The organism is Parasphingorhabdus sp. (assembly GCF_059726685.1).
This window is the reverse complement of record NZ_AP041068.1, coordinates 1,212,423-1,239,152: the sequence shown is the minus strand read 5'-3', so window position 1 is coordinate 1,239,152 and position 26,730 is coordinate 1,212,423. Positions and strand designations below refer to the sequence as shown.

The window sequence follows — 26,730 nt, the reverse complement described above, 5'->3', positions numbered from 1 at the left end:
ATGAGTGAAACTCCACCCGAGCGCCGGCTCGACCAGAAACCGATCAAATGCGTATTGGTTGCCGCCGGCAAATATCATGATATCGATTTTGCCCGGCTCGAAATATTGAAGCTGCTCGCCGAGGATGACCGCATCCGTGTGAGGGTCTTTGAAGATTATGAAAGTATCGAGGCAATCAAAAATGCCGATATCCTGATCAGTTACACTTGCGATCTGCTCCCCAGCGAAGCGGCGCAGAAAAACATTCAGGATTTCGTGAATGGCGGCGGCCAGTATTTTGCGCTGCACGGAACCAACAGCGTGTTGAAGTTCCTGGAAGATGGCCGGGTCGATGCACCGGACGATATGCCGACATTTGTCGATACATTGGGCAGCCGGTTTCTATCGCATCCACCGATCATCCCGTTCACCGTCGACAACGCGCAACCGGACCATCCACTGGTCAAGGGCATTCCGAGTTTTGAGACCATTGACGAGCAGTATCTGGTTGAAACCCGCGCCGAGATCGACGTGTTGCTGGACACGGAATATAATGGCGAAGACGATATAAGCGGCTTTGTGCACAGCGACATCAAAAAGAGCCGCCACCCGGTCTTCTACATTCGCAAGATGGGTGAAGGCGCCGTGCTCTATCTGACCATGGGGCATTGCCGTGGTCATTATGACATGGATCCGGTCCTCGATTGGTGGCCCGAAGTGGACCGTTCCGGTTGGCAGCAACCGATTATCTATGATCTGCTACGCCGCGGCATCAAATGGTGTTGTCAGCCAGCAATAGCGAAATTCTAGACGCAAGACTTAGAAGCAAACCAAACCCCAATTTTTAAAAGGAGAGCAAAATGGATTTAGGACTGAAGGGCAAAAAAGTTATTCTCACCGGCGGTAGCCGCGGACTAGGTCGCGCAGCTTTGGAGCATTTCGCCAAAGAAGGCGCAGACGTGGCGTTTTTCTCTCGCAATGCCGAACAGGTGGCCGCAGCCAAGAGCGAGCTGGAAGTACATGGCGGCAAGGTTTTCGCCGAAGCTTTCGATATGACCGATGCCGAAGGTTATCCCAAATGGCTGGAAAAGGCGGCCGGAGAACTGGGTGGCTGCGATATCTTCATCCACAATGTGAGTTCTTCCGGTGCCGGCGCTACCGGCGATTGGGAAGTGACCTTCCAGACCGATATTATCGGCGCTGTAAAGGCTCTCGAAGTGCTGGAACCGCATCTTGAAAAATCGGATGATGGCTCGGTGATATTCATGTCATCAACCGCTGCGTTTGAAACATTCGTTGCGCCTCAGGCCTTTAACGCGATGAAAGCCGCGCTCATTACCTACGGCAGCCAGCTTAGCCAGGCGCTTGGTCCCAAAGGCATTCGCGTGAACATGGTGTCACCAGGCCCGATCAAATTCCCGGGCGGTAACTGGTCCCAGATCGAGGCAGGCATGCCGGAATTTTACGAGATGACCAAAGCAGGCTTTGCTCTTGGTGACTTTGGCGGTGCCGATGATGTCGCACGCAGCGTGGTATTCCTCGCGAGCCCGGCATCAAGCTACACCACCGGTGCGCATCTCGTTATCGATGGCGGCTTTACCAAGCGCGTTCAATTCTAAGCTACACTCCTCTCCCCTTGAGGGAGAGGAAACGGAGACTTGGCAGCTTGCTGCCCTAGTCGAGTTGGAGAGGGGTGGAGGTTTGTTAGGACCTCTCACCCCCTCCTCAACCACTATTTCTTTGTAAAAGCCGAAATCCGGTCATGCATATCGGGACCATGACCTTCCGATTCCATCACTTCCCATTGCAAGCCCGCATCGAGCGGATCGCCATCGGTTGCCTCTAAAAGCCGTTTGTTTGCGGCATGAGAGAAGCCGGAGTTAGAGACAATTTTCTCGGCCAGCTGCGCAATCTCGTCATCAAATTGCGCGATTGACACGGCATATTCCGCCAGACCGATCCGTACAGCCTCCTCAGCATCTATCATATCCGCCGTAAACATCAGGCGCTTGGCCGTTGCGATACCGACACGGCGCGGCAGGCGCTGGCTCATGCCCCAGACCGGAGTCAATGCCCATTTCGCATGGGTGTCGCCAAAGCGCGCGCTATCAGCGGCCAGAATGAAATCGGCCGCCAACGCCACTTCCAGTGCACCAGTATAGCAATGACCATGCACCGCCGCGATCACCGGTTTGGGAAGCTTTTCTAGCAAACGAAGGGTTTCGGAATGCCAGCCGCGCGAAGGCACTTCTTCACCCTCCGCGATATCGCTCAGATCATGTCCGGCGGAAAAACATTTGCCTGCTCCGCGAACGACAACACAGCCAATCGCATCGTCCTTGCGCAGGTCCGCAACGTGGCTTCGCAATTCGCGAAACATCTCTACAGTCAGCGCATTAAGCTTGTCAGGCCTGTTGAGCGTCAGCATCGACCATCCGTCATGGTCTTCCCGTAATACGCAATCCGTCAAAGCAAATCCTCCTCGGCCGTCAGTATCTAGTTAACCGCCCGGTCTTTGCCATCCCAATAGGGTGCGCGCAACTCACGGCGCAGGATCTTACCCGATGGGTTGCGAGGTAGCTCCGGGATGAAGTCCACGGACTTGGGGCATTTGAAACCGGCAATATTTGTGCGGGCATGTGCAATCAGATCTGCTTCATCCATTTCTGCACCGTCTTTCAATACGACACAGGCTTTCACAGCCTCGCCCCATTTTTCATCTGGCACGCCAATGACCGCTACGTCTGCAATGGCCGGATGACCATAGATCGCATTTTCAACCTCGGCTGGATAGATATTCTCCCCACCGGAGATGATCATGTCCTTCACCCGGTCGTGGATGTAGAGATAGCCGTCCTCGTCAAAATAGCCTGCATCACCGGTACGCAGCCAGCCGTCACTGTCGATAGTCGCTGCAGTCGCTTCGGCCATGTTCCAATAGCCTTTCATGTTGAACGAAGATCGTGTGGCAATCTCACCCACTTCGCGTGGCGCCACTATGTTGCCGTCATCATCGATGATCTTCACTTCTACGCCCTGAAGCGGCTTGCCGACCGAACGCATCTTGTCATTGCCATTCGGGTCATGATCCTCTGGCGGCAGAGCGACAATTGTTCCCGATGTCTCGGTCATCCCATACATTTGTACAAATTCGCAGCCGAACATATCAATACTCTGCTTCATCATTTCTAGCGGAATCGGCGAAGCGCCATAGGTAATATATTTGAGTTTTGAGAAATCAACTTCTCCCACGCGGGGATGATTGAGCAATATCTGGATGGCGGCTGGCACCATGAAGATCTTGCTGATCCCATATTGCTCAATGAAATCGAGCGCCTGCGCCGGATCATATTCCCGCACCACAATGGCATGGCCGCCACTATACATATTGCCGAGCCCGGACCCGGTGCCGCCGATGTGAAAACAAGGCATGGCAAGCAGCATGGTTTCACCCGGTTGCGATTTCTGCCAGTCAGCCAGATCATCGTCCGTCAGTTTGGAGCGCGCCCCGAAAATAGAATAGCCGGTCATGATCGCTCCCTTGGGGTGGCCGGTTGTTCCCGATGTATAAAGCTGCAGCGCATCGTCATCTGGCGCGCAAGGCACCATCGGGTCGACATCCGAAAACCCGTCACGCCATTCCGGATAGCCGGCAAATTCTTCAGTCGTCTCTTCAGAGCAGAAGATGGTCTCAACATATTCAAACTGCGGTCTGATCTGCTTCACAAGATCGACAAATTCCGGGCCAATGAACAAGATTTTGGCCTGACAATTGTTGACAATATAGGTGACTTCCGGGCCAGCCAGCCGCCAGTTGACCGGCGTCATCACCGCACCGATCTTGGCCGCACCCAGAAGAATCTCGAAATAGAGATGCGAGTTTTTGCCCATATAAGCGATCCGGTCGCCCTTCTTGACGCCCAGTGAAGCGAGCCCGTTGGCAGCCCGGCTGCTACCTACGTCCAGTTGGACATAGGTCATCTCGTCCCCTTCAAAGGTGAACACTAGCCCGTCGCCCTGATCCTTGGCCTGTTGCCGGATCACGTCCGCGATAGTGACAATATCTTCTTTCAGCATAGTCCTGTCCTGTCTCTAGCGACCTTCTTATGGTCGATTCTTCTCTCTCTATCTAATCGCGACGGCCGTGGAGACAGCCTAGCATATTGACTAGCCCGATGAGTGACCGTGCACCAAATTCATAGGTGCAATAATGATGGATTGGGCTAAATTTGAGCAATGCGCGACTTGGCTCTCCATCAAATTACAATGACACAAGGTGGCCCGGCGGGGCTTGTCCTGTTCGCGGCAAAAGCGGGTCTGAAGAAAATCTGTCTGTTTACCAGCTCTCCTAAAACAGAGGCCGGTGAGAATATGTTTCCGGTTGTGGCAGCCGGTGATCGAGAAGAATTTCAATCCCTGCTCACCGATCATGGTGTTTCTATCGTCAACGCCGAATATTTCCCGGTCATGCCAGAGATTGATGTCATCGAATATACCGGCGCGTTGGAGCTGGCTGCGGAATTGGGCGCCAAACGTGCCATCACACATATCCATGAAACAGATACCACCCGCATCGCTGATCAACTGGGCGCGCTTTGCGAAACGGTGCGCGGTTTGGGATTGGAAATTGGTCTGGAGTTTACCGGCTTTGCGAAAGGCTGCGACAGTCTTGAAAAAGCAGTAAAACTGCATGAGGCGATGAACCAAGCCAATCTGAGAATCGCCATCGACGCCCTTCATTTGTTCCGGACAGGTGGAACGTTGGAACAACTCAAGGCCGTTGATCCCCGGATCATCGGCTATGCCCAGATATGCGATGGTCCGCATTTTCGACAATCCGATGACTATGTTGAGGAAGCGATGAATCGGATGATTCCTGGTGAGGGTATGTTTCCGCTGCGCGGTCTGATTGATCTTCTGGGAGATCATGTCGATCTGGACATCGAGGTGCCACATTTTGCCCCTGGGCCGCATTTTGATACAGAAGGCTGGGCCCTTGAGGCAATAGCGGCAAGCAAAGAGTTACTGGAGTGATTGGAGACGATAATGACACATGATAAACTGATCGACCGGGCAACCATTACCGACCATGTGCTGAAATATGCCACCGGCATCGATCGACACCAATGGGATCTGTATCGTTCGATCTTCGCAGATGAAATCACTCTCGACTTTTCAAGCTGGTCCGGTGATCCAGCCAGCACGATGCCAGCTGATGACTGGGTCGCCGGTGTGCGGGCAACGCTGGAACCGTTTGACGCCACCCAGCATGTGCTGACAAATTTCGTCATCACTGTCGACGGCGATCGTGCCACATGCACTTGCTATATGGCAGCGCACCATCATCTCGTCATCGATGGCGATCGACAGATGCAATCCATCGGCGGTTATTATGTGCATGAACTGGAACGAGAGGATGACGGTTGGTTGATCCACAAAACCCAGCTCAACGTGACATGGGAAATGGGTGATCGCGTTCTGTTCGAACTGGCTGCCAAACGAGGGGCAGCTGCGATGGTCTAATGCGGTTGCGTCTTACGCATTTAATGCTAAGTTGTCCGGACAAATTATACAAAGGAATAACACCATGTTTTTCACCGGCCTCTCTGCCTTGACGCTCGCCGTCGGATCGCAACATGGCGCAATGCTGGATCAGCAATTGCTTGGTGTTTATACAAATGAAGAGCAAGCCTATTTTGAAAAGGATGCGGGCCGGACTCCACCACCGTGGATTTCGCTAAAAATCGAAAAGCAAGACGATGGACTGATCGTCACACGCACAGATGCATTCGGCAAAGCGGTTGCAACCCCGCTGAAAGGGCATGCTGCCGTAGGCGTGGAACGCGACAGCCTGACACTGGGTGGATGCACGCGCTATTTTGATCGCTCGGATACCGGCTGGACCTATAGCAAGCTGCAAAACAGGAAAGCCTGTCTGCAGGATTATCAAATCATTGGTGTAAACAAGGACGGATTGAAACTGCGTTTTGCCGATGGCACCGAAACCCAATTGAAACGCGCCCGCCCTGTCGAATGCTGGGCCGCCGCCAAGAAGATCGAACCCAAGGCAGATGGCAGCCCGGACTGGTTGTTCGTCCAAAAACTGAGCCTGCATGATCAAGGCGGACGGGTCATGATCGGAGGGGGAGAGAGCGGAGCGGAACCGTTAATCCTGCGCATGCGAGCGGTATATTGGCCGAAACCCAGCACAAACCGCCCGAGCATGGTTCTTTATGTCCACAAGCCCGAAAAGCCGGACAGCGCCGTCAGCTATAGCTGGGCCGATATCAATGCCAGTCGGGTTGGCCTCAACCTGCGTTGGATGCAGGCCAGTTGCACGATTAAAGGTGCCGAGAGAGCTTCGGATGTGACGAGCCAAAATTTCCGCGGCTGATCATTGGGACGGTGGTGCAAACAGCGCCGGATCAATTTCCGCATTCACCTTGGTCTCTGTCCAGAAGACCTCATTGGATTTGCGCCCATCATAATAGAGCGTGACATGACGCGCCTGTAGCCAACGCGGATCTTCGAGACGCACGAAATCATCATAAACCCGCAAATGCCAACCCCTTGGCGTGCGAAAGCCCATAGTGCGGATAGCATAGCTTTGCTGGTCAATGCCGAAAAGGGTTTTGCCGCCATTTGGATCGGTTAGCTCGACCATGTAGAGCGCATGGCCGCCGACGTCGTCATCTGGCAAGCGGGTGGCGACAAAGCCGGGCTTGTTAGCCTGACGGATAATCCCGAAACCAAAATTGCTCGCCCAGAACTTGTCCGCGTCTGCCTTGGGCGTGATCCCGCGTTCCGTCCAAGTGGTTTCTCCATCATAGCCCACTTCGAAGATCAGCTTGTCCGTATCTTTAGCGATGATACGGACCTTGCCATCCGCGCCATGGGCAACAGTACGATCGGGATCAAAGACGCGCCACATTCGGTAACTGCTGGCTCTGGTGCGCGGTTCGTGGCCTTTGGGTCCATAGAAAACGGCGTGACCGGACAAGGTCAAAGTCCGGGCATTGGCCCAATCATCACCACCCGCCGCTCCCCGGGCCATCGCCAATATCGCAGCACCCTCCAGCGGCTCATCCGCCGCTCCCACGGGAACCGCCATTATCGCTAAGACCGTCACTATCAAATAGTTTAGACATCTGTTCACCTGACCGCCTTTTCTTATTTGTCCGGACAAATTTACCTTGCCTTGTACCGGTGGTTTCTGTCAACATATGAACATGAAACAAGACGGTAGATATGCGATAAATGGGCGGGCAATCAGTAGGCGCGCTTTTATCGGTGGTGCCAGCGCGTCTCTTGTCGCCTGTGCCGCACCGCGCATGGCATGGGGCAAAACTACCGCAGATGTGATTGTGATCGGCGCCGGACTGGCGGGATTGCACGCAACCTGGCAGCTGGAACAGGCCGGATTGAAAGTCATGTTGCTGGAAGGCAATAATCGGACTGGCGGACGGCTATATACGCTGGACAACCTGCCCGGAACACCCGACGCCGGCGGTGTCCAAATTGGCGCCGCCTATAAGCGCTTCAACACCATTGCCGATCGATTGAGCATCGAGCGCTATCTGCCCGAAAGCGGTCAAGGCGGTTATCTTTATAATGTCCGGGGGCAGAATTTCCTAAAGGATCAGTGGCCGGACCTGCCGCAAAATATGCTGGCGGATGATGAGAAGGAGACGAGCCCGGATGCACTTTTTTTCTCCTATATGCGCAAACTGCCGGCGCTCGAAACGACCACCGACTGGATGTCTCCTACAATCACCGCGAAGGATATCTCCCTTGCCAGCTGGTTAAAGGCGCAAGGTGCATCAGGTGAAGCGATGCGCTTCATGAACGCCAATCTGAACGGTCGTACGCTAGAAGAAATGTCGATGCTCCACATGCAGCGGACGCTTTCCATGTTCAGCACTGCGCGCAAGGCAAATCCCGGACCGACCAAATTTATCCGCGGCGGGTCTCAGCGTATGACTGATGCCATGACCAATGCCGTAAATTCGGATATCATATTAAACGCCCCGGTGTCGGCAATCGAGGACAAGGGTGATGGCGTGGAAGTCAGCCTGACCGACGGACGCAAATATGGAGCGCGTCAGGTAATTTGCACAGCCCCTTTCAGCACCGTCAGAAATATGAAAATCGACGCCGCCCTATCGACAGACCTGCGCGATACCATCCAGCAACTGCCCTATACAAAGGCCAGTTTTGTTTTCCTGCGCGCGTCCAATGCCTTCTGGAAAGATGATGACCTACCGGAATATATCTGGAGTGATGACCCGCTAATCGGCCGGGTCTTTACGCTGAACAGCGACCCGCCATTGCTCAAGATATGGGTCAACGGCCCCGCTGCAGAAGCTCTCGACAAGATGGAACCGCAACAGGCTGCCGCCGAAATAATCACACGCATTGAGAAGATCAGGCCATCGGCAAAAGGGAAATTGTCCTATCTCGACATGTTCAGCTGGCAAAAGGAGCCTTTTGCACGCGGTATCTATCACCATATTGGAACGGGCCTCGGCGCCGCCCTTGCCAGCACCGTCCAGCATCAGGGCGAGCGGCTTCATTTTGCCGGCGAACATATGACACAAAACTGGCCCGGCATGGAAGGTGCGCTTGAAACCGCTGAAAGGGCCGCAAGCAGAGTGCTAGCCCTTGTTTAGCGGAGAAATAGGAAGCCATGAGTGACAGCTCCAAAATCCTGACCAGTCGCCGCGCATTTATTGGCGCGGTAACAGCAACAGGTCTTGCGACTTCGGTAGCAGGCAAGGCCAAATCGCGTGTCAGTCATCAAGATCGAAGGTCCACGAACACTGCTCAGACTTTCGTTCTGATCCATGGTGCCTGGCATGGCGGGTGGTGTTGGCGCGATGTCCGGTCGCAGTTGGAAGCGCTGGGGCACCGTGTGTTCACGCCTACGCTGACCGGCCTCGCGGAGCGTGCGCATCTGTTGTCAGCGGATATCGGGCTCGATACGCATATCACGGACATCACGTCGCTGATCGGCTATTATGATTTGAATGACATAGTGCTAGTCGGTCACAGCTATGGCGGGATGGTGATTACAGGTGTTGCTGACGCAATGAAGGATCGGATCAGCGAGATTATCTATCTCGATGCCGCCATGCCGAATGCTGGCGAAACAATGATCACGCAAGGACCAGAACGCAGCCCGGCAGTCGTCGAACAAACCCGCAAAACATTGGAAAGCTTGGCGCCCGACGGTATTGCCATGGCCGCCTTCCCGCCTGATATTCTCGGCATTCCGAAAGATCATCCCGGCTATGAATGGGTCGCACAGAAACTGACACCCCATCCGCTGAAAACATGGTTGGACCCGATCCAACTTGAAAATGGTGGATCGCTGGACTTGAAGCGCAGTTACATCCATTGCACCGCACCGGTCCTGCCCAATAGCAGCTTTCCCTATCATGCCGCGCAGGTCCAAACAGACCCAAGCTGGACCTATCATGCGCTGCCCACTGGCCATGACGCTATGATCACGGCACCCGGCGAACTCGTGGCAATTTTAACCGGGTAAGGGAAGCGCACTATATTCTATCCGCACCGCAAATATCAAAAAAAGGCGCCTCCTGAGAGACGCCTTTTTATCTATGGGCATTGCCAGTCTAGTTGAACGTATATTTCAACTTGATGCCAAATTGCCGCTTGTCACGCAGGCCAACACGGTCGCCTTCGCGGCCAAAGTTGAAGAACCCGCCGGGAAGTGCACGGGTACCAAAGCTTGTATCCGCAAAGTTGAAGGCCGTTGTCGGGGCGTCTTCGTTCAGAAGATTGGTGACGAAAAATTCGATACCCGCATTCTGGCCCGTCAGGCCCAGGCGAAGATTGACATCCGTTGCTTCCTCGACCTCGGCGACATTGGCATTGCTGTCAAAATAGTCGCCCGTAAAATAAAGGTCGCTGCGCAAATACCAGCTATCGAAAAAGCCGCCAAAACCATTGAAATCATCCTCATAGGTTGCGCCCAATGAGAGCGTCAAAGGTGGGAAGCGCGGTGCCCGTTGTCCGGAAATATCTGCATTGGGGCCAAAGATATCGCCAAAATCTCCGGTTCCACCATCGGCAGGAAAGGATGAAATCTTGGCATCAATATAGGCAAAAGAGCCCTGCATGGACAGGTTTTCACTGACGTTCACTGTCGCATCGAACTCGACACCGTAGATATTGGTACTCGCCCCGTTCGACGTGAAGTTGACCGTTCGAACCGGATTGGGCGCTCCTGGATCCGTGTCGGTTATCACCTCAATGGAGCTGAAAATTTCGTCGCTCCGTTTCATGTAAAAGGCGGCGAGGTTGAAAGCAAAGATACCGCTAGGATGTTGTTGCTTCCATCCGAATTCATAGTTGGTCAGCTGTTCTTCGCCAAAAAGCACTCTGGCATCGGGTGCCAAAGCGGCCAGTTCGGCCAGTTGCTGTGCATCCAGTCCAGCGATCTGTGGATTGAAGCCGCCTGGCAAGTTGCCTTCGCTGTAGGTTGCATAGAATGTCGTGTAATTTGACGGCTGATACCGCAACGTTCCGCGTGGCAGGAAGCTGTTAATTTCACCTGGCGAGATCGGCGTCGCTAGACCGTCATTTACCTCGGGATTGCTGAATTCGTCTTTCTGGAAACGGCCCTCGAGCGTGATCGATATCTGGTCCGTAATTTGGTAATCCAGCGAACCAAAAAAGCCCAGAGTTTCAGCACCCGACACAAAGGGATCAGACCGGAAAATGTCACCAAAGAATATCGGCGGACCAAAAAAACTCGCCGTTCCGCCCAGCTCATCAATATCGATTTTGACGTAGCTCGCTCCGGCAGAGAGATTCAAGCTGTCATCAAACAAAGACGCGGACAGGCGCCCTTCGACCGTCACATCTTCTGTTTCACGTGCGGTAAAGCTCGTGAAACTATTGTCGGGGGTGGAATCAAAATCTGTGTAAAATCCAAATCTTTCCTTGTTATATCCCGCCAGAAAACTGAACTCGATATTGTCAGTCAGGTCCGCAGATCCAACTGCGCTCAGACGCAATGAATCAAGGTTCAAACCGAAATCATCCACCGTCGTCGGATTATATTTGAAATCAAATATCGCGTCACTTGGATCGGAACGCCCATCATTCAAAAAGCCGAGAAATGCCTGAAGGTTTTCCGGAGCTGTGTTCAGCCCGATGCGATCGGCAGGAGGCTCCGTGATCCGTCCGCGGAAGACCGATTCGCCGCGACCACCGCCCGGTGAAGGCACCACCGAATCCGTTTGATCGGCAATTCCGTTTACGAACTGAAAGCCCCCGAAATTGTGCTGGCTGGTACCAAAGTACAAAACGGAAGCGGCCGGACCGTCATCAATTTCCTGATAAGACCCTCTCAATTTGAGGCGGATGCCGTCGCTTGGTTCGATCAGCAACGTGCCCGCGATCGACCATTGCGATTCATCGCCAAGCCGCTGCCCAGGGACAGCAACATTGTCAAAATGGCCGTCTTTCGTATCATAATTACCGCTCAAGCGAAAAGACAGACCGTCTGTAATCGGTCCTTCTACCCCTGCCGCGAAATTATATTCATCCCGGGTGGCCGCCGTGACGCTCAGATCAACCTGGAACTCGTCGCTGGGATCCTTGGTCACATAGTTGATCGCACCAGCAAAAGTGTTGCGGCCAAACAAAGCCGATTGCGGACCTTTGATAATTTCCACCCGTTGCAATTCATTAATACCAATGGTCTGCGCGCCGCCGCTGAGGAATACGCCATCCAGAAATACCGTTGCTGTCTGCTGCAAGCGGTTGCCGCTGATCAACGTAATGCCGCGAAACCGTGGCGTTGAGTTAATGCGCGCCGTGCCATTAGTATTATCGCCAAAGGGTTCAACAAAAGCACCCGGTGCCGCCTTGGTAACCTCTGTAATATCCTGGAAACCAGCGCCTTCAAGCTCCGTTTCGCCAATGACGGTAACCGCCAAAGGCGCGTCCAACAGTGTCTCTTCTTTCTTACGAGCGGTAACTATGATGACATCGGAATTGTCATCAACACCTTCTTCAGCCGCATCTTGTGCGTAAACGGGCGAACTGCTTAGAATCGTCGCCGATAACAGCGCAGCCTTCAATATTAATCGCATCCCCACATCTCCCCTTGATTTATTTGTCCGGACAATTTTGTTATAATCCAGATTCCACCGATCGACTAATTTGTCCAGACAAATTTTGAAAACCGCCAAAGTTTTCCGCTTTGGCGCGATATTTGTGCCTAGTTTGCATCGCAAATCAGAAAAAACCCGCCGCCAGAACATGGGCAGCGGGTTTTTAAGGGGAGAAAGCCGACTAGTATTTCGCCGAGAGGATTAGCCCGAAGCGACGACCAGGACGTAGGCCAGCGATGAAACTCCGCCGGAAATTGTCACTGGAATCCGCGTACCGGATAATTTGCGCCACAGCATCTTCATCCGTAAAGTTCTTCACATAGGCCTGGATTTTGAAATTATCATTCTCAAATCCCAATCGTGCATCGGCTACGGCGGAGCCGCCGGTTTTGGCTAGATTGTGGACTTGTGCAAAACTGCTGGAAACAACGGTTATATTAGCGCCCGCAAAAAATTCCCAATCGCCACTGCCAATCGGTGTGCGGTAATCGGCATCCACGAAAAACTGATGCACAGGTGCCCGCGGTATCCGCTTTCCGTCAATGGAACCGAACACCGCTTTGGCATCCGTACAACCACCAAGCTCGGGGAACTGAAAGCCGGTTGAGCAATTATTCAAACCGTCATCTGCCACGTCATTGAGGACGCCTTGGTTTTCGTCAAACCCGGAAGTAAATTTGCTGTCCGCCAGCGCATAGTTTGCGGTGAACGTCCAGTTTGGATTAGGCCGCGCGAGCAGCTCAACTTCCAGACCCAGTACCCGGGCATCACCAGCATTTACGATCGCGGAGACCGCATTGGCCGCCGACTGGACATTCTGGGTCAACTGGTAACCGGTTATGTCATTGTAAAAAGCCGCCGCGTTGAAGATAAGTTTTCCGTCGGCGAACGTATTTTTAGTACCGATTTCAAAAGCATCGACCTCTTCTTCCTCATAAGAAGGCACGCCTGCATTAATTGCGGTCACACCATTAAAGCCTCCGGGCTTTTGACCCTGTCCGAAATCTGCATAGATCAGATTGTCCGGGGTAATCTTATAGTCCAGCGTGATCCGTGGAGAAAATTTCTTGAAAGTCTCGCGAACCATAACGGGCGCCGGAAAGGGATCTCCTTCATCACGATCAATGGTCGACTGCCGCACGCGCTCTGACGCGTAACGGCCTTCAACACCCAAGGTCAGTCGATCCGTGATATCAAAACTGGCGGATCCGAAAATTGCCCAGTTGCGAATATTCTGGCTGTTGAGATCGCGGGAGTTAGGTGTGGATGGCCCGGGGAACAAAAGTTGATCCGCATCCACCAACGAATCGCAATTGGGATTGGCTACACAAATCGCCTGCTCATTCGCCAGAGCAGCGTTATAACTTGCAGCAGCAAGGGCTGCAGCATCTGCAGGCACTACCCGAATATCTTGGCTGTCACTATCCTGGTCGAAATAATAACCGCCAATCAGGAAATCAAAGCGATCGCCATCATAAGCCAGGCGCAATTCTTGCGACCAGTCTTCAGTTAGCGTGTTGTTAGAGAATGAAAAGTCAACCGACGAACCGACAAAATTAAATGGAAAAATCGGACCGGCCGGGCCGAAACCAATTGGAGCACCTCCTGGAAAACGCGCGAATATAGCGGTTTCGAAACTGGTCGGCGAATAGTCACCGTCGGTGTTCAAAATTTCCCGGCGATAATTATACCCGGTCAATGAGGTTAAAGTGACCTGATCGCTAAATTCATAATCCATGCGGAAGGCGGCGTTGAACGTCTTGGCTTCCAGTCCAACATCATCCGGGTCGGCAAATTGTCGTGTATAATCTGTGTTTATCGCTTGCGGTCTGATGGTGCCGCAGAAATAACGGCCACCACCGCCATATAGCGCACCATTGTCGGTGAAACAGTTATTGGCACTGGTATCCTGAGCGAAAATCGCAGGCTGACCGTCATCGGTGCGGTTGTAGTAAGTCCGAAGCGAAGCGGTAAAGGGCCCGTCATTGTCGAACTGGAATGCACCGGAGAAAGAGTAAGATGACTGATCGCCAACTTTCTCGCCATCAAACAAATTGGTAAACTCTCCGCCAAAATCATAAAAACGAGCGGACACTGCGGCGCTGATCGAGTCAGTTATTGGCCCTCTAATACCGCCGGTGATTTCGTACCGGTCATTCTCTGAAACATCGAGGGTGATATTACCTTCCAGCTGATCAGCTGGTCCCTTGGAGATGATATTTATCGCACCAGAATAGGTGTTACGACCATAGAGTGCGCTTTGCGGTCCTTTGACGACCTCTATCCGTTCAATATTGTCGACATTATAGTCACCAATCGAGCCGCTAAAATAGATACCGTCAATGAATACGGCGACACCGGAATCGCCCAGAATATTGGCCTGGCCGCGAATAACCGGCCGATTGGAGTCGCGTCCAAAGCTATCATCAAATGTCAGTCCCGCGGTCACACGGGAAATGTCGGCAACGCTGTCCAGCGCCAGATTATCAATGGAGTCAGACGTCACGACGGCGATGGTTGACGGTACTTCCTGTAAGTTTTCCGACACTTTTCGTGCCGTGACAATGATGACATTCGAATCATCCTCAACCGACACATCATCTGCGGGCAAATTTTGCGCATATGCCGAAACCGGAACAGCGGCAGTTGCTGCCAGAAGCGCAGCTTTAAAGATATTTTTCATTTTTCCTCCCTGATACCAGCGGTTGCCAGCTTACTCTCTTCCTCAGGATTAAACTTTCACTATCAAGATAATTTGTCCAGACAAATTATTGATCACTGCTATTTGAACGCAAAGACTGTCACAAAAATACAACGCTTACGTGCAACGCGGAAAGAAAGCATAGCAGATCAGATTAATCCTATCCGATAATTTGTCCGGACATTTCCTAAATATTCTGATACGCAATGCGAAATTGGGATCGAGGGACGTTGGATGCGGATTTATCGGAACTGTATTTTTTTGACCTATGTGTCGTTTATCGCGCTTTTCTCCGCCGCCAATGTAGATTCGGCAAAATCCGGCATATCCTTTCCGGTTGAAACGCCTGCCATCAGAATAGAACGCGACTTTATCGCTGGACCGTTGGGCCAGGTCCATGTGCGCATCGCACGCCCCGAGACAGAATCCCCAAAACCCCCGCTAGTACTATTCCACCCCACACCTTATTCCAGTGATTATTTCCTCAAGTTCATGCGGCGCATGGCAAGCGATCGGACAGTCATCGCCATTGATACACCCGGCTATGGCGATTCGGATCGGCCAAAGGAGTTGCAATCCATTAATGGCTATGCCGAATCTGCAGCGACCGTCCTCAAGGCGATGGGATATGGCGGCAAAAAGGGACAGCCGGTTGATCTACTCGGTTATCACACAGGCACCCTGATCGCGACAGAGCTTGCCATCCAGCATCCTGGCCTCGTCCGCAGGCTGGTCCTACCCGGCCTACCCTTCTTCACCGGCGCTGAGCGCAAAAAGGCCTATCAAGCCAACGCCAAGCCTGAACAAGTTGCGTCAGACGGCTCTCATCTCGCCAAAAAATGGGATTTTGCCAAAGCAGCGACCACAGCTGGTCTGTCCCTGGAGCGCGCGCAGGAGCATTTTGGTGACATGATGCAATGTTATCCGCATTGTTGGGAAGCCTATCACGGCGTCTTTACCTATCCTGCCGAAGAGCGTTTCCCGAACGTCGAGCAGCCTGTCCTGCTGATCACCAATGACGGTAGCCTCAAACAAGAGACAGAGGCAGCCTTGCCCTTGTTCCCGCAAGCCACGCTAATACATATCAATGGTATCACGCTGGGCGGCTTCGATCTCGCTCCGGAAAAATATGTCACGGTCATCCGTCCGTTCCTGGACAATGATCCCCCCAATATGAGCGAGAAATGAGAGGAATTTTATCATGGACCAAAAGGACGGTGTTTCACGGCGCAGCCTCTTTTCAGCGGGCGCGGGTCTGGCGGCTGGAGCTGCATTAAGCTGGACTGATTTCGCCCATGCCGCCAAGAAAGGCGGACCGGACAAGATCAGCATCACGCCAGATGGCCGTTATGAAACGGTGCCATTGGCCAGGGATATCATTTCGCTAGGTGTCGCCCAGGCGCGGGTCGTACCGGTCGAGCTCAGTAACCTGAAGCAGACCCGCCGCGCCAATGTGCAGCATATGATGGACCTGATCGACGCTGCAAATGGTTTTTCCGGTCCGAAAGATCTGATCTTCTTTCACGAATTTCCGATTACCGGCTATTATCATAAGTGGAATATCCAGGACGCGCGAAAGGCGGCCATCGAGATACCTGGTGAAGAGACGGAGATGCTCGCCAGCAAGGCCCGCGAATATGGTTGCTGGCTCGTTTTCGGCTCCTATGTGCGCGATCCGGACTGGCCGGAAAGCCTGCTGTCCATCACCACAATCATGAATGGCAAAGGTGAGATTGTCGACAAGCACTGGAAGGCCCGCAACATAAAGGGCTTTTTCGGGGGCGATTTCGAACTGTTTACCACCACCATTTATGATGTGCTGGACCGCTATGTCGAAATGTACGGAGCCGACGCGGTTCTCCCTGTCACACGTACGCCAATCGGTAATATTGCGACTAGCTCGGTACAGCGCGAACCGGAACTCTTCCGGGCCTTTGCGATGAAAGGCGCGGAGATTATCCTGCGCACCGCGACGGGCGGTTTTAACCCCATCGATATGCAGGCGACCAGCCTCTATAATGGCGTCTATACAGCGGTAGCGAACAATGCCGCATCGCCGGAAAACCCCTATTATTTTGCTGATGCTGGCGGTGGTGGGTCGGCCATTTACGCGCCCGATGGTGATGTCATGAATATCGCCGAGACCGCTTTTGAAACACTGGTTTCTGCGCGCATCCCGATCGCCAATTTCAGGGCGCGTAACCGCCAGCCGATTGTTCATAGCGAGCTGTTCCTGCCGGTGTTCGAGCAGTATCGATCCCGCTATGGTCCCAATCTTTTTGCCGAATATCAACCCAAGGACACACGGGATTCCGGGCGCTATTTGCGCGACAAGGCAAGGTGGCCGAAATAGTGTAAAATAGCGGTTGCAATCAGCTGTCTCTTGCGTAATTTGTCCGGACAACTTTTGAAGGGGACTCGCCCATGCCGGCCTATATGATCGTTACTGCGAAAATTTCAGATCGCGACAAATTCATCAAGGGCTATGGCGCTGCTGCCGGTGCTCTGGTTGAGAAGTTCGGCGGACGCTATATCTTGCGCGGCCCGGGAGCAGAGCTTCTGGAAGGCGATTTTGGCGACGGCGCGTCGATGGTGATTTCAGAATGGCCCGACAAAGCCGCCGTTCATAAATTCTGGAACAGTCCGGAATATCAGGAAGCCAAGAAGCTGCGCGCTGATATCGCCGATTGCCAGGTCCTCGTCATAGAAAGCCCGAAAATCGCATGACTGATATTATCAAACGCACGACGTTGATGGTTCGTGACGGGGATGCCGCGTCGAACTGGTATGAAACCGTCTTTGGCATGACCAAGTGGATGGACACGCCCTTCACCCTGTCCGGGACGCAGCTCGCCGCCGGTAAAAAGGGTGACAAAACCCGCCTGATCATCCTGAAATGCGAACATGACATGATCGGCATGATCGGCCTGCTCGAATGGCTCGATCCCAAGCAGGATGCACCGGAAGAGCTGCCCACCGAAATCCAGTTTGGCGCACCGGTTTTCGTCGTCGCATCGGAAGATGCAAAAGGCGCGGTAGAACGGGCCCGTTCGCTCGGTTCCACCATCCATAGCGAACCACGCGAATGGAGCGTGACCGGTGCTGATGGCAAGCAAAAGGATATGATCGGCTGCTCCTTCTGGGATCTGGATGGCTATTTCTTTGAAGTGAACCAGGTCGTGAAGGTTCATGACTGAGTGACCGGCGCCGGTTCCTCTCTTTCCGACTTTGATGGCCTGTCTGCGGGCAAGCAGATTGACGACGACGCCAATTATCAATGGCGCGTTGCGGCTCGGCCCGTTGGTAATGTTGTCCCGTCAGATTTTGAATGGGCGGTCACGGACATACCGGAACCCGGCGAAGGCGAAGTACTGCTCAAGACCCACTATCTCGGCCTCGCTCCTGTCATGCGCTTCTATATGCAAGGCACGGGCGCTGCCGGCGAGCGGGTGCTGGAGCCCGGTGATGTCATCCATGGCCGCGGCGTCGCGCAAGTCGTCAAGTCCCGCCACCCCGACTGGCGTGAGGGCGAAATGGTACAGGGCCAGATGGGCTGGCAGACTTACAAGGTCTCCAAAATGACGCCGCAGGAAAAATTCTTCCGGATGCCGGTCAACGGCTTGCCCGCGGCTCTCGGTTCCGGCGTATTGGGTATGACGGGCCTCTCGGCTCATGCCGGGCTCTTTGCCTGCGGCGATCCCAGAGAAGGTGACCGCATGGTGTTATCCGGAGCCGCTGGCGGTGTTGGATCGATGGTCAGTCAAATGGCCGCAAATGTAGTTGGCTGTGATGTTATCGGTATGGCGGGTGGCCCCGAAAAATGCGCCTTCATTCTCGAACATGGCTGCTCCCACGCGATTGACTATAAATCCGAGAATATCGAAGCGAGACTGGACGAGCTGCGGCCTGATGGCATCGACCTGTATTTTGACAATGTCGGCGGCGAAACACTGGAGGCATGTCTCGAACGCTTGAGGCTTCACAGCCGGGTCGTGCTGTGCGGATCGATAAGTGAATATACGCGAAACGAGCCGTTCAAGCTGTCCAACTATACCCGACTGCGCGCCACCGAAACGCGAATGCAGGGCTTTTTTGTCTATAATCATCTGGACCGCTGGGATGCGGTGATGGATGATCTGGCGGGATGGATTCATGACGGCAAGCTGAAGCCCGTGCAGGATGTCGAACAGGGTTTTCAACATATGCCCCGGGCGCTGGCAAACCTCTATTATGGCCAGAATGTCGGGGTGCAATGCTGCTCGGTTCGCGGTGAGCCAGAGACGTGGAATTGAGGGAGAATATTAGTGGGTGAGAAACAACAGACGCGATTTCAGCGCGGCAATTTTGTCGTGGCCGATATCGACCGGGCGCTGACTTTTTACCGCGATGTGCTGGGGTTCGAAGAGACCTTTCGCAAAGGCCATAATCCCGACAGCTATTCCTTTCCGGTATTTGAAATACCAAAGGAAGCAGAAATCGGCTTTTCGATCCTGTCGCTGCCCGGCCAGCCGCGGGTCATGGCTCTGTCCGAGGTCAAGAACGTTCCTCTGGAACCTGTCCCCCATCCTCGGCGCGGAGCCATCGTTCTGGATGTCGCCGATCCCGACGCGGTGATGGAAGGCGCGCGAAAACTGGGCCTGCAGGTCTATGAAGAAGGACGGCTTGAAACCCATGACGGACGGATCGGGCGCGAAATCGGCATTGTCGATTTTGATGATAATCTGGTGGTCATCTATCTCATCCCGGACGCGCAATAATGGCCAGTCAAACCGAAGCGGTCGCTGCTCCATCCAAACCCTATCCCAGCGCCGCAGCAGGCTGGTTTCTGGTTGTCATGTTAACCATCGCGTATATTTTCAGCTTTGTGGATCGCTACATCCTCGGTCTGTTGATCGAACCGATCAAGGCGGAGTTCGATCTGTCCGACCGCCAGATCGGTTGGCTGCTCAGCGCCTTCACTCTCGTCTATGGCTTTGTCGGCATCTTCATGGGCTGGCTGATTGATCGCGGCAAGCGCATCTGGATTGTGTCGGTGGGGGTTGCTTTATGGTCTGCAGCGACCGTTGCCACCGGCATGGCCAAAAACTTCTTCCAACTGTTCGCCGCACGCATGGGCGTCGGCGTTGGTGAGGCAACGCTAAGCCCCGCGACATTTTCAATGATTGGCGACAGTTTCCCGACCGAGAAACGGGGCAAACCTATCGCCTTTTATTCCTCGGCTCTTCCCATTGGTGCAGGCCTGGCTTCCCTGCTGAGCGGTGCGATCATCGCCTGGACCGCGGCGAGCGGCAGCCAGTCTCTACCCTTTTTTGGTGAGCTGTCACCATGGCGTTTCACGCTGATTATTGTGGGCCTTCCCGGCATGATCTTTGCGCTCTTCTTCCTGTTCATGAAAGAACCGGCACGGCGTCCAGTAGCGGCATCGGAAGAGGTGATCAGCGGCAGCGGCTTTTTCGATGCACTCAAATATATCTGGCGCAACAAGACGCTCTATATCGGCTTCGTGCTGATCATCTGCACCATGACGACCATCGCCTATAGTCAGGGCTTTCTCGCACCGACTTTTGAACGGACCTGGGGATGGTCGGCGCAGAAATATGCGTTTGTCAACGGCGTCGCACTCTTGATCATCGGCCCGGCCAACATGATGATCATGGGCACGATTTCCGACTGGTGGACAAAGAAGGGAGTGCAGGATGCCTCCTTGCGTATCCTTTATATCGGGTTTTTCATCATGGTGCCGACCGCCGCCATTCCTTTGTTCATGCCCAGCGCAGAACTGGCCTTTGCGATATTGTGCATCAATACGGTCGGTATTGGGATTGTGTCTGCCATCGGCGTGACCTCCTTGCTCGTCATCACGCCTGCGCAAATCCGGGGACAGGTAGTCGCGCTCTATTATCTGGCGATCAGCTGGTTCGGTTCGCTGGGCCCGATTGCGGTTGGCGAACTGTCGAGCAGCGTGTTTGGTGAAGACAATCTGCGCTATGCAGTGGCTACTGTTCCCCTGATCTTCGGTCTCGTGCCGTTTTTGATGATGCCACTGACGCGGCGGCTATACCGTGAGCAGATGGTCCGTCTGGGCGCTGCCAGCGAATGATCCGCAAGGGCTACAGTGACGGCCCCTTCGGTCAGGTGCACTGGCGGTTGCTGGCGCCGGAAGGGCCGGCGTCAAAACCCGACCTCTATTGCCTGCATCCCGCTCCATTCAGCGGGCTCGCCTTTACTACGATCATGCCGCATCTGGCCCAAGGTCGCCGTGTGTTCGCGCCGGATTATCCCGGCCATGGTGGCTCTGATACTTTCAAGGAAGAACCGGCCATAGAGGAATATGCTGCAGCGATGATGGCAGTGGTCGATGAACAATCAAGCGGTGGCGCGGTTGATCTGATAGGCTTTCACACCGGGAATCTTGTAGCAGCCGAGATGGCCTTGACCGCACCGGAGAAAATAGGGCGCCTAGCGCTGATCGACGTGCCCGCTTTTGATGCCGAAACGAGTACCAAATTCAGAGCCGCGAGCGCCAAAACTTTTGAAATCACCCCCGATCTCTCTTGCCTTGAAGAACCGTGGGAACGCGGGATCACCAAACGCATTGAAAGCCAGTCGCTGGAGCGCAGCTTTGAAATCTTTACCGAGCAATTGCGCCCGGGGCGGTTGATGAACAAGGCTTTCCATGCCGCATTCAGCTATGATGTCGATGCAAGACTGCCGGCGGTCACGCACCAGACGTTGATAATGGCCACACAGTCAGGCTTGCTGGACGCGACCCGTCGTGCGGCTGATATCATGCCCAGCGCCACTTTGGTTGAACGGCTGGATATCAAGCGCGCTGTCCTTGACGAGGCCGCGGAAAAAACGGCAACGGAAATATTGAAATTTCTGGACAGGACGAGACCATGAAGGCCTTTGCCATCTATTGCACCGACAAACCAGGCACCGAACAAAAGCGCCTCGACACACGCGGCGCGCATTTTGCCCATATCGAAAAGACCATTGATAATCTGTTTGTCGCAGGACCTCTTAAAAACGCGCAGGGCGATACCGTAGGATCGTTGTTGATCGTCAAGGCCGAGACAGCAGAAGATGCCCGTGCGCAGCTGGAAGCCGATCCTTATTTTCACGCAGATATCTGGGCCGATATCCGGATAACGGAATTTACTGCCGCCGCCGGCGACTGGATCGGCGGCAAGATATGGTAGGCCTTCATAATCCCTGAGGAGATCCGAAAATGACCCGCATCACGCCGCTAACCATGGATGAATTGCCTGATGAGACGCAGGCCGCTCTCAAATATTCTGAAAACCTGATGGGCTATGTTCCCAATTCGGTGATGACGATGGCGCATTGGCCGGAACTGCTAGGCGCATTTCGCGGACTGGTAAGCGTGATCTATGGCGACAGCGCCATAGACAACGGCCTGAAGCGCCTGATCGGAGCAGTCGTCAGCGCGGCGGCCGGATGCCAATATTGCAAGGCGCACACGACATTGGGCGCCCGGGATGTCGGCGTGGATGAGGAGAAGGTAAAAGCGGTCTGGGACTATCAATCCAGTGACCTGTTCAGCGCAGCCGAACGGGCGGCGCTGGACCTAGCCTTTGCCGCCGGACAGGTGCCCAATGCGGCAACCGACGCGCATTTCGCCGCGCTTGACACCTATTATGACGAACGCCAGAAAACCGAGATTATGGCCGTGATTAGCATGTTCGGCTTTCTCAACCGGTGGAATGACAGCCTTGCAACGGAGCTTGAGGACAAGCCGTTTGATTCTGCGAGCACGCTCTATTCGCCTGATCAATGGCAGGCGGGACAGCATCGCCGCTAAACCATCGGTCAGCAATTAACCGATCTCGATCAATTCCAGCAATTCCCCAGCCGGACCAAGTGCCGTCGCGGTCCGGCGTTCCCGATATAGCGGCCCTGCCCGCACCTGTGGCTGTGCGATCCAGTCAATTGTGATCTTATCCAGATTGTCGACAGCCAGTGTCACCAGCGCATTGCCCGGCGGCAACATGCCGCCGTGTCTCGGCCGCGACGTCGCCTCTTCCGGATAATCATCCACCTCGACAATCGGCAATCGGTCATTCTGGACCATGGTGAGATCAGATACCGTGCCCGCAGGCTTCCCGAACGCGTCGTTGATCATACTATATTCCAGCGTATAGGTATCGCCCACCGTCAAATGCAGCTGGTCGCGATACCAATCCACGGTTCCCGAACGATCCGGCGTCGCCAATATCACTATGAAAATATGGTCGGTCAGCGACCGGGCCTTGGGCAAATCGGTCGAAGGCGTATCTTCGCGCACTTCGTTGAGATAGACCATTTCGCGGCCGGTTCCGAGAACTTGCATCGGCACGAAAAAGGGTAACCCCTCCAGCTCTTTCGGCGGCCCGATAATATCAAAGCCGCTGCCTTTCAGTCGGTCAGGCCAGCCAAATACATCCTCGACTGTCAGTTCATAAGCTGCCCATCCATAAGTGGTGGTCGGCTTGAAATCCGGATGATCGGGCTGTTCAACCAAACGAATGAAACAATCGGCTCCGCTGGTCGGTTGCAGCACCGCCATCGGAGCCCCAGCGCTGCCTGGACAATTCCACCCCTGCGCCAGATCATCGCTCAGCGGCCCTGTTTCAACAACCTCCATGCCCAATACATCACGATAGTCTTTCAGCGCCGCTTCCAGATCAGGAACCGTCGCGACACCGCCCAATATCGAACCATGTTGCAAGGCATGTGTCATATCAAAATTCCGGCTTTCTCTTTTCCATGAACGCACTGACACCTTCCTTGAAATCATCGCTTTCAAAGGCAGCGTCGAACAAAGCAGATGTCTCCGCATCATCATCGGCTTGCCCGTCCAATATGCGCTTTATGATCGACTTGCTCATCTTCTGGCTGTGCAAAGAGACCGATGCCATCGTGGCCGCCAGCGCGTCCGCCTCGGCATAGGGATCATCAGCCAACAGGGTGATCAAACCGATATCCAGCGCTTGCTGCGCCGACAGCAATTGGCCGGTAAACAATATCCGCTTGGCTTGCGAAGGCCCAACTAGGTCAACCAGCAATTTGGTGTCGTGCAGCGGATATACCAGCCCCAGTTTCGAAGGCGTAATCCCGAAACGGGCTTTCGGTCCGGCCACCCGCATGTCACAGGCCAGCGCGATACCGCAGCCGCCACCCACGCAATCGCCATCAACAATCGCAATGGTTGGCTTTGGTGCCTGCGCCAGCTCATGCTGGACCCGGCCTATCGCTGCCTGATTGCGTGCGCGCCATTCCGGATCAGTGGAACCGGTCGCAAATTCGCCAATATCTGCGCCTGCACAAAAGGCGCTGTCCTTGCTGCTGGCATGCAGCATTAAAACACGGATCGCATCATCCGCCATAGCGTCAGCCAGCAATTCGGGGAGTAGCTCCCACATGGCCTGATTGAAAGCATTGCGCTTGTCCGGCCGGTCAATGAGCAGGTGCGCGAGCTTGCTCTCTTTCTCGAGCCGCAGGGTCATAGAGGATCAACTTTCGCCAGATGCTGGGCAATCTGATGGCGGGTGGTTACCCAGACATCTTTCTTCGACCGCACATGTTTCAGAAATTCCTCAAATGCCCAGATGCGCCCGGGACGGCCGATAATCCGCAGATGAAGGCCAAGTGACATCATTTTGGGGTTCCCTTCTTCACCTTCACGGTAAATCTGGTCAAAATTACGCTTGGCATATTCCAGCCATTGCTGTGGCGTCATCGCCGGGTCGGTCCACATTTTCATATCATTGCTATCAAGCTGATAGGGTACAATCGCAATCGGTTTTTCCGGCACGGTTTCCTTGTCCCAGAACGGAATGTCACCGGAATAGTCGTCCATATGATAGGCAAAGCCCTCCTCGATCAGCAGACGCCGGGTATTATCGGTATGGAAATAGCGCGACAGCCAGCCATAGGGGCGCGTACCGGTGGTCTTTTCAATCGACGTGACAGCCTTGCGAATAAACTCGCGCTCTTTTTCCTCGTCCATCTTGAACTGATGCACCCAGCGATAGCCATGGCTCACCGGCTCATGACCCATGTCCGCTATCGCCGCGCCGATTTCGGGATGGTTTTCAAGGCTCATGGCAGCCACGGTCCAACTCGCCATGATCTCATATTCCTTGAGCAGCTTCACGATACGCGGCGCGCCTGCCTTGATGCCGTAAAGATAATTGCTTTCATTGCCATAATTGCGGATTGGCGATTTTATATGGATGCCGAGTTCGTCTACCGGCTCCATCCCGCGGTCGCCGCGGGCAACGGTCATCTCGCTGCCTTCCTCGACATTGACGACAATGCTCAGCGCCATCTTCGCGCCGTCTGGCCAATCCATTCGTTCTTCCTGCATATCAGTTTTTGTCCTTGATCGTGGCCGGTGTCCAGCCCTTCGCCCGTCGGTCCAGGCGTGAATCCAATATTTCTCCATCGAGGTCCATCGGGGCAGCCTGCGCAAGGAAGATCGCGCTTTCTTCTAGGCAGTTGACCCGGATCACGCCGCGCAACTGTCCTTCAATTTCACTGACGACTACCGGGACAACACCACAGTTGGCGCAGACCAGAAAGTCAGCGGTTTTCGTTCCGAAGCGGTATCGGGAAACCGGGCCGTCCAATGTGATATCGACATTGCCTTCAGGATCGGATGTCCATGAAGCACCATGCGCTTGGCAAAACGAACATTGGCAAGTTCTTGCGCCAAGTTCCGCCGGCGATTTTTCGCTGCGAAAATCCAGCGTGAGTGCACCGCAATGACAGGCCCCGGCATAGTGCATCAGTGCATTTCCTCTCCGCCAGAGACGTTGAGCGCCTCTCCCGTCACATAAAAGGCATCCTCACTCGCCAGCCACGCACAGGCAGCGGCCGTGTCTGATGGCAGGCCGGGCCGCCCCATCGGGTTGCTCTTGCTCATATTGGCGAGATAGGCCTCTACGCTGTCAAAGCCGAGTAGTTTCGAAAAATATTCATTCTGTTGGGCACCCAGACCGGTCGTTACATGATTGGGGCAAACTGCGTTCACCGTTATGCCATGTGCGCCGAGTTCAACAGCGCTCGCTCGAGTAAGGCCTACCATGCCATGTTTGGAGCTGACATAGGCGGGTAAATGCGGGAAACCGGTTTTTGCGGCCTGCGAAGCGATATTGATAATCCGTCCGCCATTACCAGCGGCCACCATCGCTTTGGCAGCAGCCTGCGTGCAGTAAAAGGCACCTGACAGATTGACCGCAAGCACTTGATTCCATTCCTTCGCTGTATCGACTTCCAGAAGTGGTTTCATCATAAACCCGATACCGGCATTGTTGACGAAAATATCGACTGCACCAAAGGCTTCCACGCTTTGATTGACCAGAGCCTGGCATTGCGCCGCGTCACTGACATCACAGGCGATGGTCGCCACTTTGGCACCACGCCCGCGCAACTCTTCGGCCACGCCTTCTTCCTGATCACCGATTGTGAGGTCCGAAACCACACAATTGGCGCCTTCATCGGCGAAGCGCTGCAATATGCCCTGCCCCAGCCCTTTTTCCTTGCCGGAACCGGTGACGACAATGGTTTTTCCTGCAAACCGGCCAGACATCAGAGGTCTTCTGTCAGTATGAATTGTGGACCATCGGCATAATCCTGAAACGGTGCGGCCATGGCCTGAAATTCGGGATCAGACACATCGGCGACAAATTCATCCATGCCGGTAATGTCGATAATCTCGAAATATTCGTAAGGCGACGGATCATCCGAACCGAACAGGCCGGTGGCCTTGTGGACGGTGAAGGAAGTGACTGAACTCAGCGCGCTGGCGGTCGGAATGTCACGCGTCTTCGCCCATTCTTCATATTCAGCAATATCAACGCCTTCTTTCAGATTGAACAATACAATGATGCGCATGGC

28 protein-coding genes are annotated in these 26,730 nt (G+C 54.1%); 17 read left to right on the top strand and 11 right to left on the bottom strand.

The window, feature by feature from the left end; translation table 11 throughout:
* Together AC6I9Z_RS06175 and AC6I9Z_RS06170 are read left to right on the top strand one after the other, a co-directional pair.
* A complete protein-coding gene (locus AC6I9Z_RS06175) occupies positions 1-789 on the top strand; it encodes a ThuA domain-containing protein (RefSeq protein WP_461454357.1) in 789 nt (262 codons plus the stop codon).
* 50 nt (positions 790-839) lie between these two features.
* Positions 840-1,598, top strand: coding sequence for an SDR family NAD(P)-dependent oxidoreductase (locus AC6I9Z_RS06170; protein WP_461454355.1), 759 nt, complete (start codon positions 840-842; stop codon positions 1,596-1,598).
* A gap of 113 nt (positions 1,599-1,711) precedes the next feature.
* Here AC6I9Z_RS06170 and AC6I9Z_RS06165 read toward each other — a convergent pair whose 3' ends face one another.
* Entirely contained in the window at positions 1,712-2,449 is a 738-nt protein-coding gene (locus tag AC6I9Z_RS06165) for an enoyl-CoA hydratase/isomerase family protein (protein ID WP_461454353.1), read from the bottom strand.
* Between the two features lie 26 nt (positions 2,450-2,475).
* On the bottom strand, positions 2,476-4,056 hold the full coding sequence (locus AC6I9Z_RS06160; RefSeq protein WP_461454351.1) for a fatty acid--CoA ligase: 1,581 nt from the start codon (positions 4,054-4,056) through the stop codon (positions 2,476-2,478).
* A 189-nt stretch (positions 4,057-4,245) separates the two neighbouring features.
* Here AC6I9Z_RS06160 and AC6I9Z_RS06155 point away from each other — a divergent pair, with 189 nt between their 5' ends.
* The 3 genes from AC6I9Z_RS06155 to AC6I9Z_RS06145 all read left to right on the top strand — a co-directional run bounded on the left by AC6I9Z_RS06155 (position 4,246) and on the right by AC6I9Z_RS06145 (position 6,373).
* Positions 4,246-5,013 (top strand): sugar phosphate isomerase/epimerase family protein, encoded by a 768-nt coding sequence (locus AC6I9Z_RS06155; protein ID WP_461454349.1) that lies wholly within the window; start codon positions 4,246-4,248, stop codon positions 5,011-5,013.
* A gap of 12 nt (positions 5,014-5,025) precedes the next feature.
* Positions 5,026-5,502: a nuclear transport factor 2 family protein gene (locus tag AC6I9Z_RS06150; protein ID WP_461454347.1), complete on the top strand. Its 477-nt coding sequence runs from the start codon at positions 5,026-5,028 to the stop codon at positions 5,500-5,502.
* Between the two features lie 64 nt (positions 5,503-5,566).
* A complete protein-coding gene (locus AC6I9Z_RS06145) occupies positions 5,567-6,373 on the top strand; it encodes a hypothetical protein (RefSeq protein WP_461454345.1) in 807 nt (268 codons plus the stop codon).
* On the opposite strand, the gene AC6I9Z_RS06140 is transcribed toward AC6I9Z_RS06145, so the two are convergent.
* Complete coding sequence (locus AC6I9Z_RS06140; RefSeq protein ID WP_461454343.1) at positions 6,374-7,090, bottom strand: LolA-like protein; 717 nt, start codon at positions 7,088-7,090, stop codon at positions 6,374-6,376.
* Positions 7,091-7,208: 118 nt separating this feature from the next.
* On the opposite strand from AC6I9Z_RS06140, the gene AC6I9Z_RS06135 reads away from it, so the two are divergent.
* On the top strand, positions 7,209-8,648 hold the full coding sequence (locus tag AC6I9Z_RS06135) for a flavin monoamine oxidase family protein (protein WP_461454341.1): 1,440 nt from the start codon (positions 7,209-7,211) through the stop codon (positions 8,646-8,648).
* 17 nt (positions 8,649-8,665) lie between these two features.
* Positions 8,666-9,526 carry an alpha/beta hydrolase gene (locus tag AC6I9Z_RS06130; RefSeq protein WP_461454339.1) on the top strand — a complete coding sequence of 287 codons (861 nt, stop codon included), beginning with the start codon at positions 8,666-8,668 and terminating at the stop codon, positions 9,524-9,526.
* 88 nt (positions 9,527-9,614) lie between these two features.
* Here AC6I9Z_RS06130 and AC6I9Z_RS06125 read toward each other — a convergent pair whose 3' ends face one another.
* Together AC6I9Z_RS06125 and AC6I9Z_RS06120 are read right to left on the bottom strand one after the other, a co-directional pair.
* The gene (locus AC6I9Z_RS06125; RefSeq protein WP_461454337.1) at positions 9,615-12,104 is read right to left on the bottom strand and encodes a TonB-dependent receptor; all 2,490 of its coding nucleotides are present in this window, start codon (positions 12,102-12,104) and stop codon (positions 9,615-9,617) included.
* 202 nt (positions 12,105-12,306) lie between these two features.
* Positions 12,307-14,808 (bottom strand): TonB-dependent receptor, encoded by a 2,502-nt coding sequence (locus tag AC6I9Z_RS06120; RefSeq protein ID WP_461454335.1) that lies wholly within the window; start codon positions 14,806-14,808, stop codon positions 12,307-12,309.
* Positions 14,809-15,060: 252 nt separating this feature from the next.
* Between AC6I9Z_RS06120 and AC6I9Z_RS06115 the strand changes: the two genes are divergently transcribed.
* The 10 genes from AC6I9Z_RS06115 to AC6I9Z_RS06070 all read left to right on the top strand — a co-directional run bounded on the left by AC6I9Z_RS06115 (position 15,061) and on the right by AC6I9Z_RS06070 (position 22,651).
* Positions 15,061-16,014 carry an alpha/beta fold hydrolase gene (locus AC6I9Z_RS06115; protein WP_461454333.1) on the top strand — a complete coding sequence of 318 codons (954 nt, stop codon included), beginning with the start codon at positions 15,061-15,063 and terminating at the stop codon, positions 16,012-16,014.
* A gap of 13 nt (positions 16,015-16,027) precedes the next feature.
* On the top strand, positions 16,028-17,179 hold the full coding sequence (locus AC6I9Z_RS06110) for a nitrilase-related carbon-nitrogen hydrolase (RefSeq protein WP_461454331.1): 1,152 nt from the start codon (positions 16,028-16,030) through the stop codon (positions 17,177-17,179).
* 71 nt (positions 17,180-17,250) lie between these two features.
* Positions 17,251-17,553: a DUF1330 domain-containing protein gene (locus tag AC6I9Z_RS06105; RefSeq protein WP_461454329.1), complete on the top strand. Its 303-nt coding sequence runs from the start codon at positions 17,251-17,253 to the stop codon at positions 17,551-17,553.
* Positions 17,550-18,023: a VOC family protein gene (locus tag AC6I9Z_RS06100; protein WP_461454327.1), complete on the top strand. Its 474-nt coding sequence runs from the start codon at positions 17,550-17,552 to the stop codon at positions 18,021-18,023. Before AC6I9Z_RS06105 ends, AC6I9Z_RS06100 begins: the two co-directional genes overlap by 4 nt.
* Positions 18,024-19,118, top strand: a complete 1,095-nt coding sequence (locus AC6I9Z_RS06095) for an NADP-dependent oxidoreductase (protein ID WP_461454325.1) — start codon at positions 18,024-18,026, stop codon at positions 19,116-19,118.
* 12 nt (positions 19,119-19,130) lie between these two features.
* Positions 19,131-19,583, top strand: a complete 453-nt coding sequence (locus AC6I9Z_RS06090; RefSeq protein WP_162558899.1) for a VOC family protein — start codon at positions 19,131-19,133, stop codon at positions 19,581-19,583.
* A complete protein-coding gene (locus AC6I9Z_RS06085) occupies positions 19,583-20,926 on the top strand; it encodes an MFS transporter (protein WP_461454323.1) in 1,344 nt (447 codons plus the stop codon). Before AC6I9Z_RS06090 ends, AC6I9Z_RS06085 begins: the two co-directional genes overlap by 1 nt.
* Positions 20,923-21,729 (top strand): alpha/beta fold hydrolase, encoded by an 807-nt coding sequence (locus tag AC6I9Z_RS06080; RefSeq protein ID WP_461454321.1) that lies wholly within the window; start codon positions 20,923-20,925, stop codon positions 21,727-21,729. Before AC6I9Z_RS06085 ends, AC6I9Z_RS06080 begins: the two co-directional genes overlap by 4 nt.
* On the top strand, positions 21,726-22,028 hold the full coding sequence (locus AC6I9Z_RS06075; RefSeq protein WP_461454319.1) for a YciI family protein: 303 nt from the start codon (positions 21,726-21,728) through the stop codon (positions 22,026-22,028). Before AC6I9Z_RS06080 ends, AC6I9Z_RS06075 begins: the two co-directional genes overlap by 4 nt.
* 29 nt (positions 22,029-22,057) lie before the next feature.
* Positions 22,058-22,651, top strand: a complete 594-nt coding sequence (locus AC6I9Z_RS06070; RefSeq protein WP_461454317.1) for a carboxymuconolactone decarboxylase family protein — start codon at positions 22,058-22,060, stop codon at positions 22,649-22,651.
* A 15-nt stretch (positions 22,652-22,666) separates the two neighbouring features.
* Here AC6I9Z_RS06070 and AC6I9Z_RS06065 read toward each other — a convergent pair whose 3' ends face one another.
* Genes AC6I9Z_RS06065 through AC6I9Z_RS06040 form a run of 6 tightly spaced genes read right to left on the bottom strand, consistent with a single transcriptional unit; the run spans position 22,667 to position 26,727 of the window.
* Positions 22,667-23,569 (bottom strand): VOC family protein, encoded by a 903-nt coding sequence (locus AC6I9Z_RS06065; protein ID WP_461454315.1) that lies wholly within the window; start codon positions 23,567-23,569, stop codon positions 22,667-22,669.
* A gap of 1 nt (position 23,570) precedes the next feature.
* Entirely contained in the window at positions 23,571-24,335 is a 765-nt protein-coding gene (locus tag AC6I9Z_RS06060; RefSeq protein WP_461454313.1) for an enoyl-CoA hydratase/isomerase family protein, read from the bottom strand.
* Positions 24,332-25,183 (bottom strand): polysaccharide deacetylase family protein, encoded by an 852-nt coding sequence (locus AC6I9Z_RS06055; RefSeq protein WP_461454311.1) that lies wholly within the window; start codon positions 25,181-25,183, stop codon positions 24,332-24,334. The genes AC6I9Z_RS06060 and AC6I9Z_RS06055 overlap by 4 nt, the downstream gene beginning before the upstream one ends.
* A 16-nt stretch (positions 25,184-25,199) precedes the next feature.
* Complete coding sequence (locus AC6I9Z_RS06050) at positions 25,200-25,619, bottom strand: GFA family protein (RefSeq protein WP_461454309.1); 420 nt, start codon at positions 25,617-25,619, stop codon at positions 25,200-25,202.
* On the bottom strand, positions 25,619-26,422 hold the full coding sequence (locus tag AC6I9Z_RS06045) for an SDR family NAD(P)-dependent oxidoreductase (RefSeq protein WP_461454307.1): 804 nt from the start codon (positions 26,420-26,422) through the stop codon (positions 25,619-25,621). The genes AC6I9Z_RS06050 and AC6I9Z_RS06045 overlap by 1 nt, the downstream gene beginning before the upstream one ends.
* Complete coding sequence (locus AC6I9Z_RS06040) at positions 26,422-26,727, bottom strand: RedY/HapK family protein (protein WP_229955636.1); 306 nt, start codon at positions 26,725-26,727, stop codon at positions 26,422-26,424. The genes AC6I9Z_RS06045 and AC6I9Z_RS06040 overlap by 1 nt, the downstream gene beginning before the upstream one ends.
* Between the last annotated feature and the right edge of the window lie 3 nt (positions 26,728-26,730).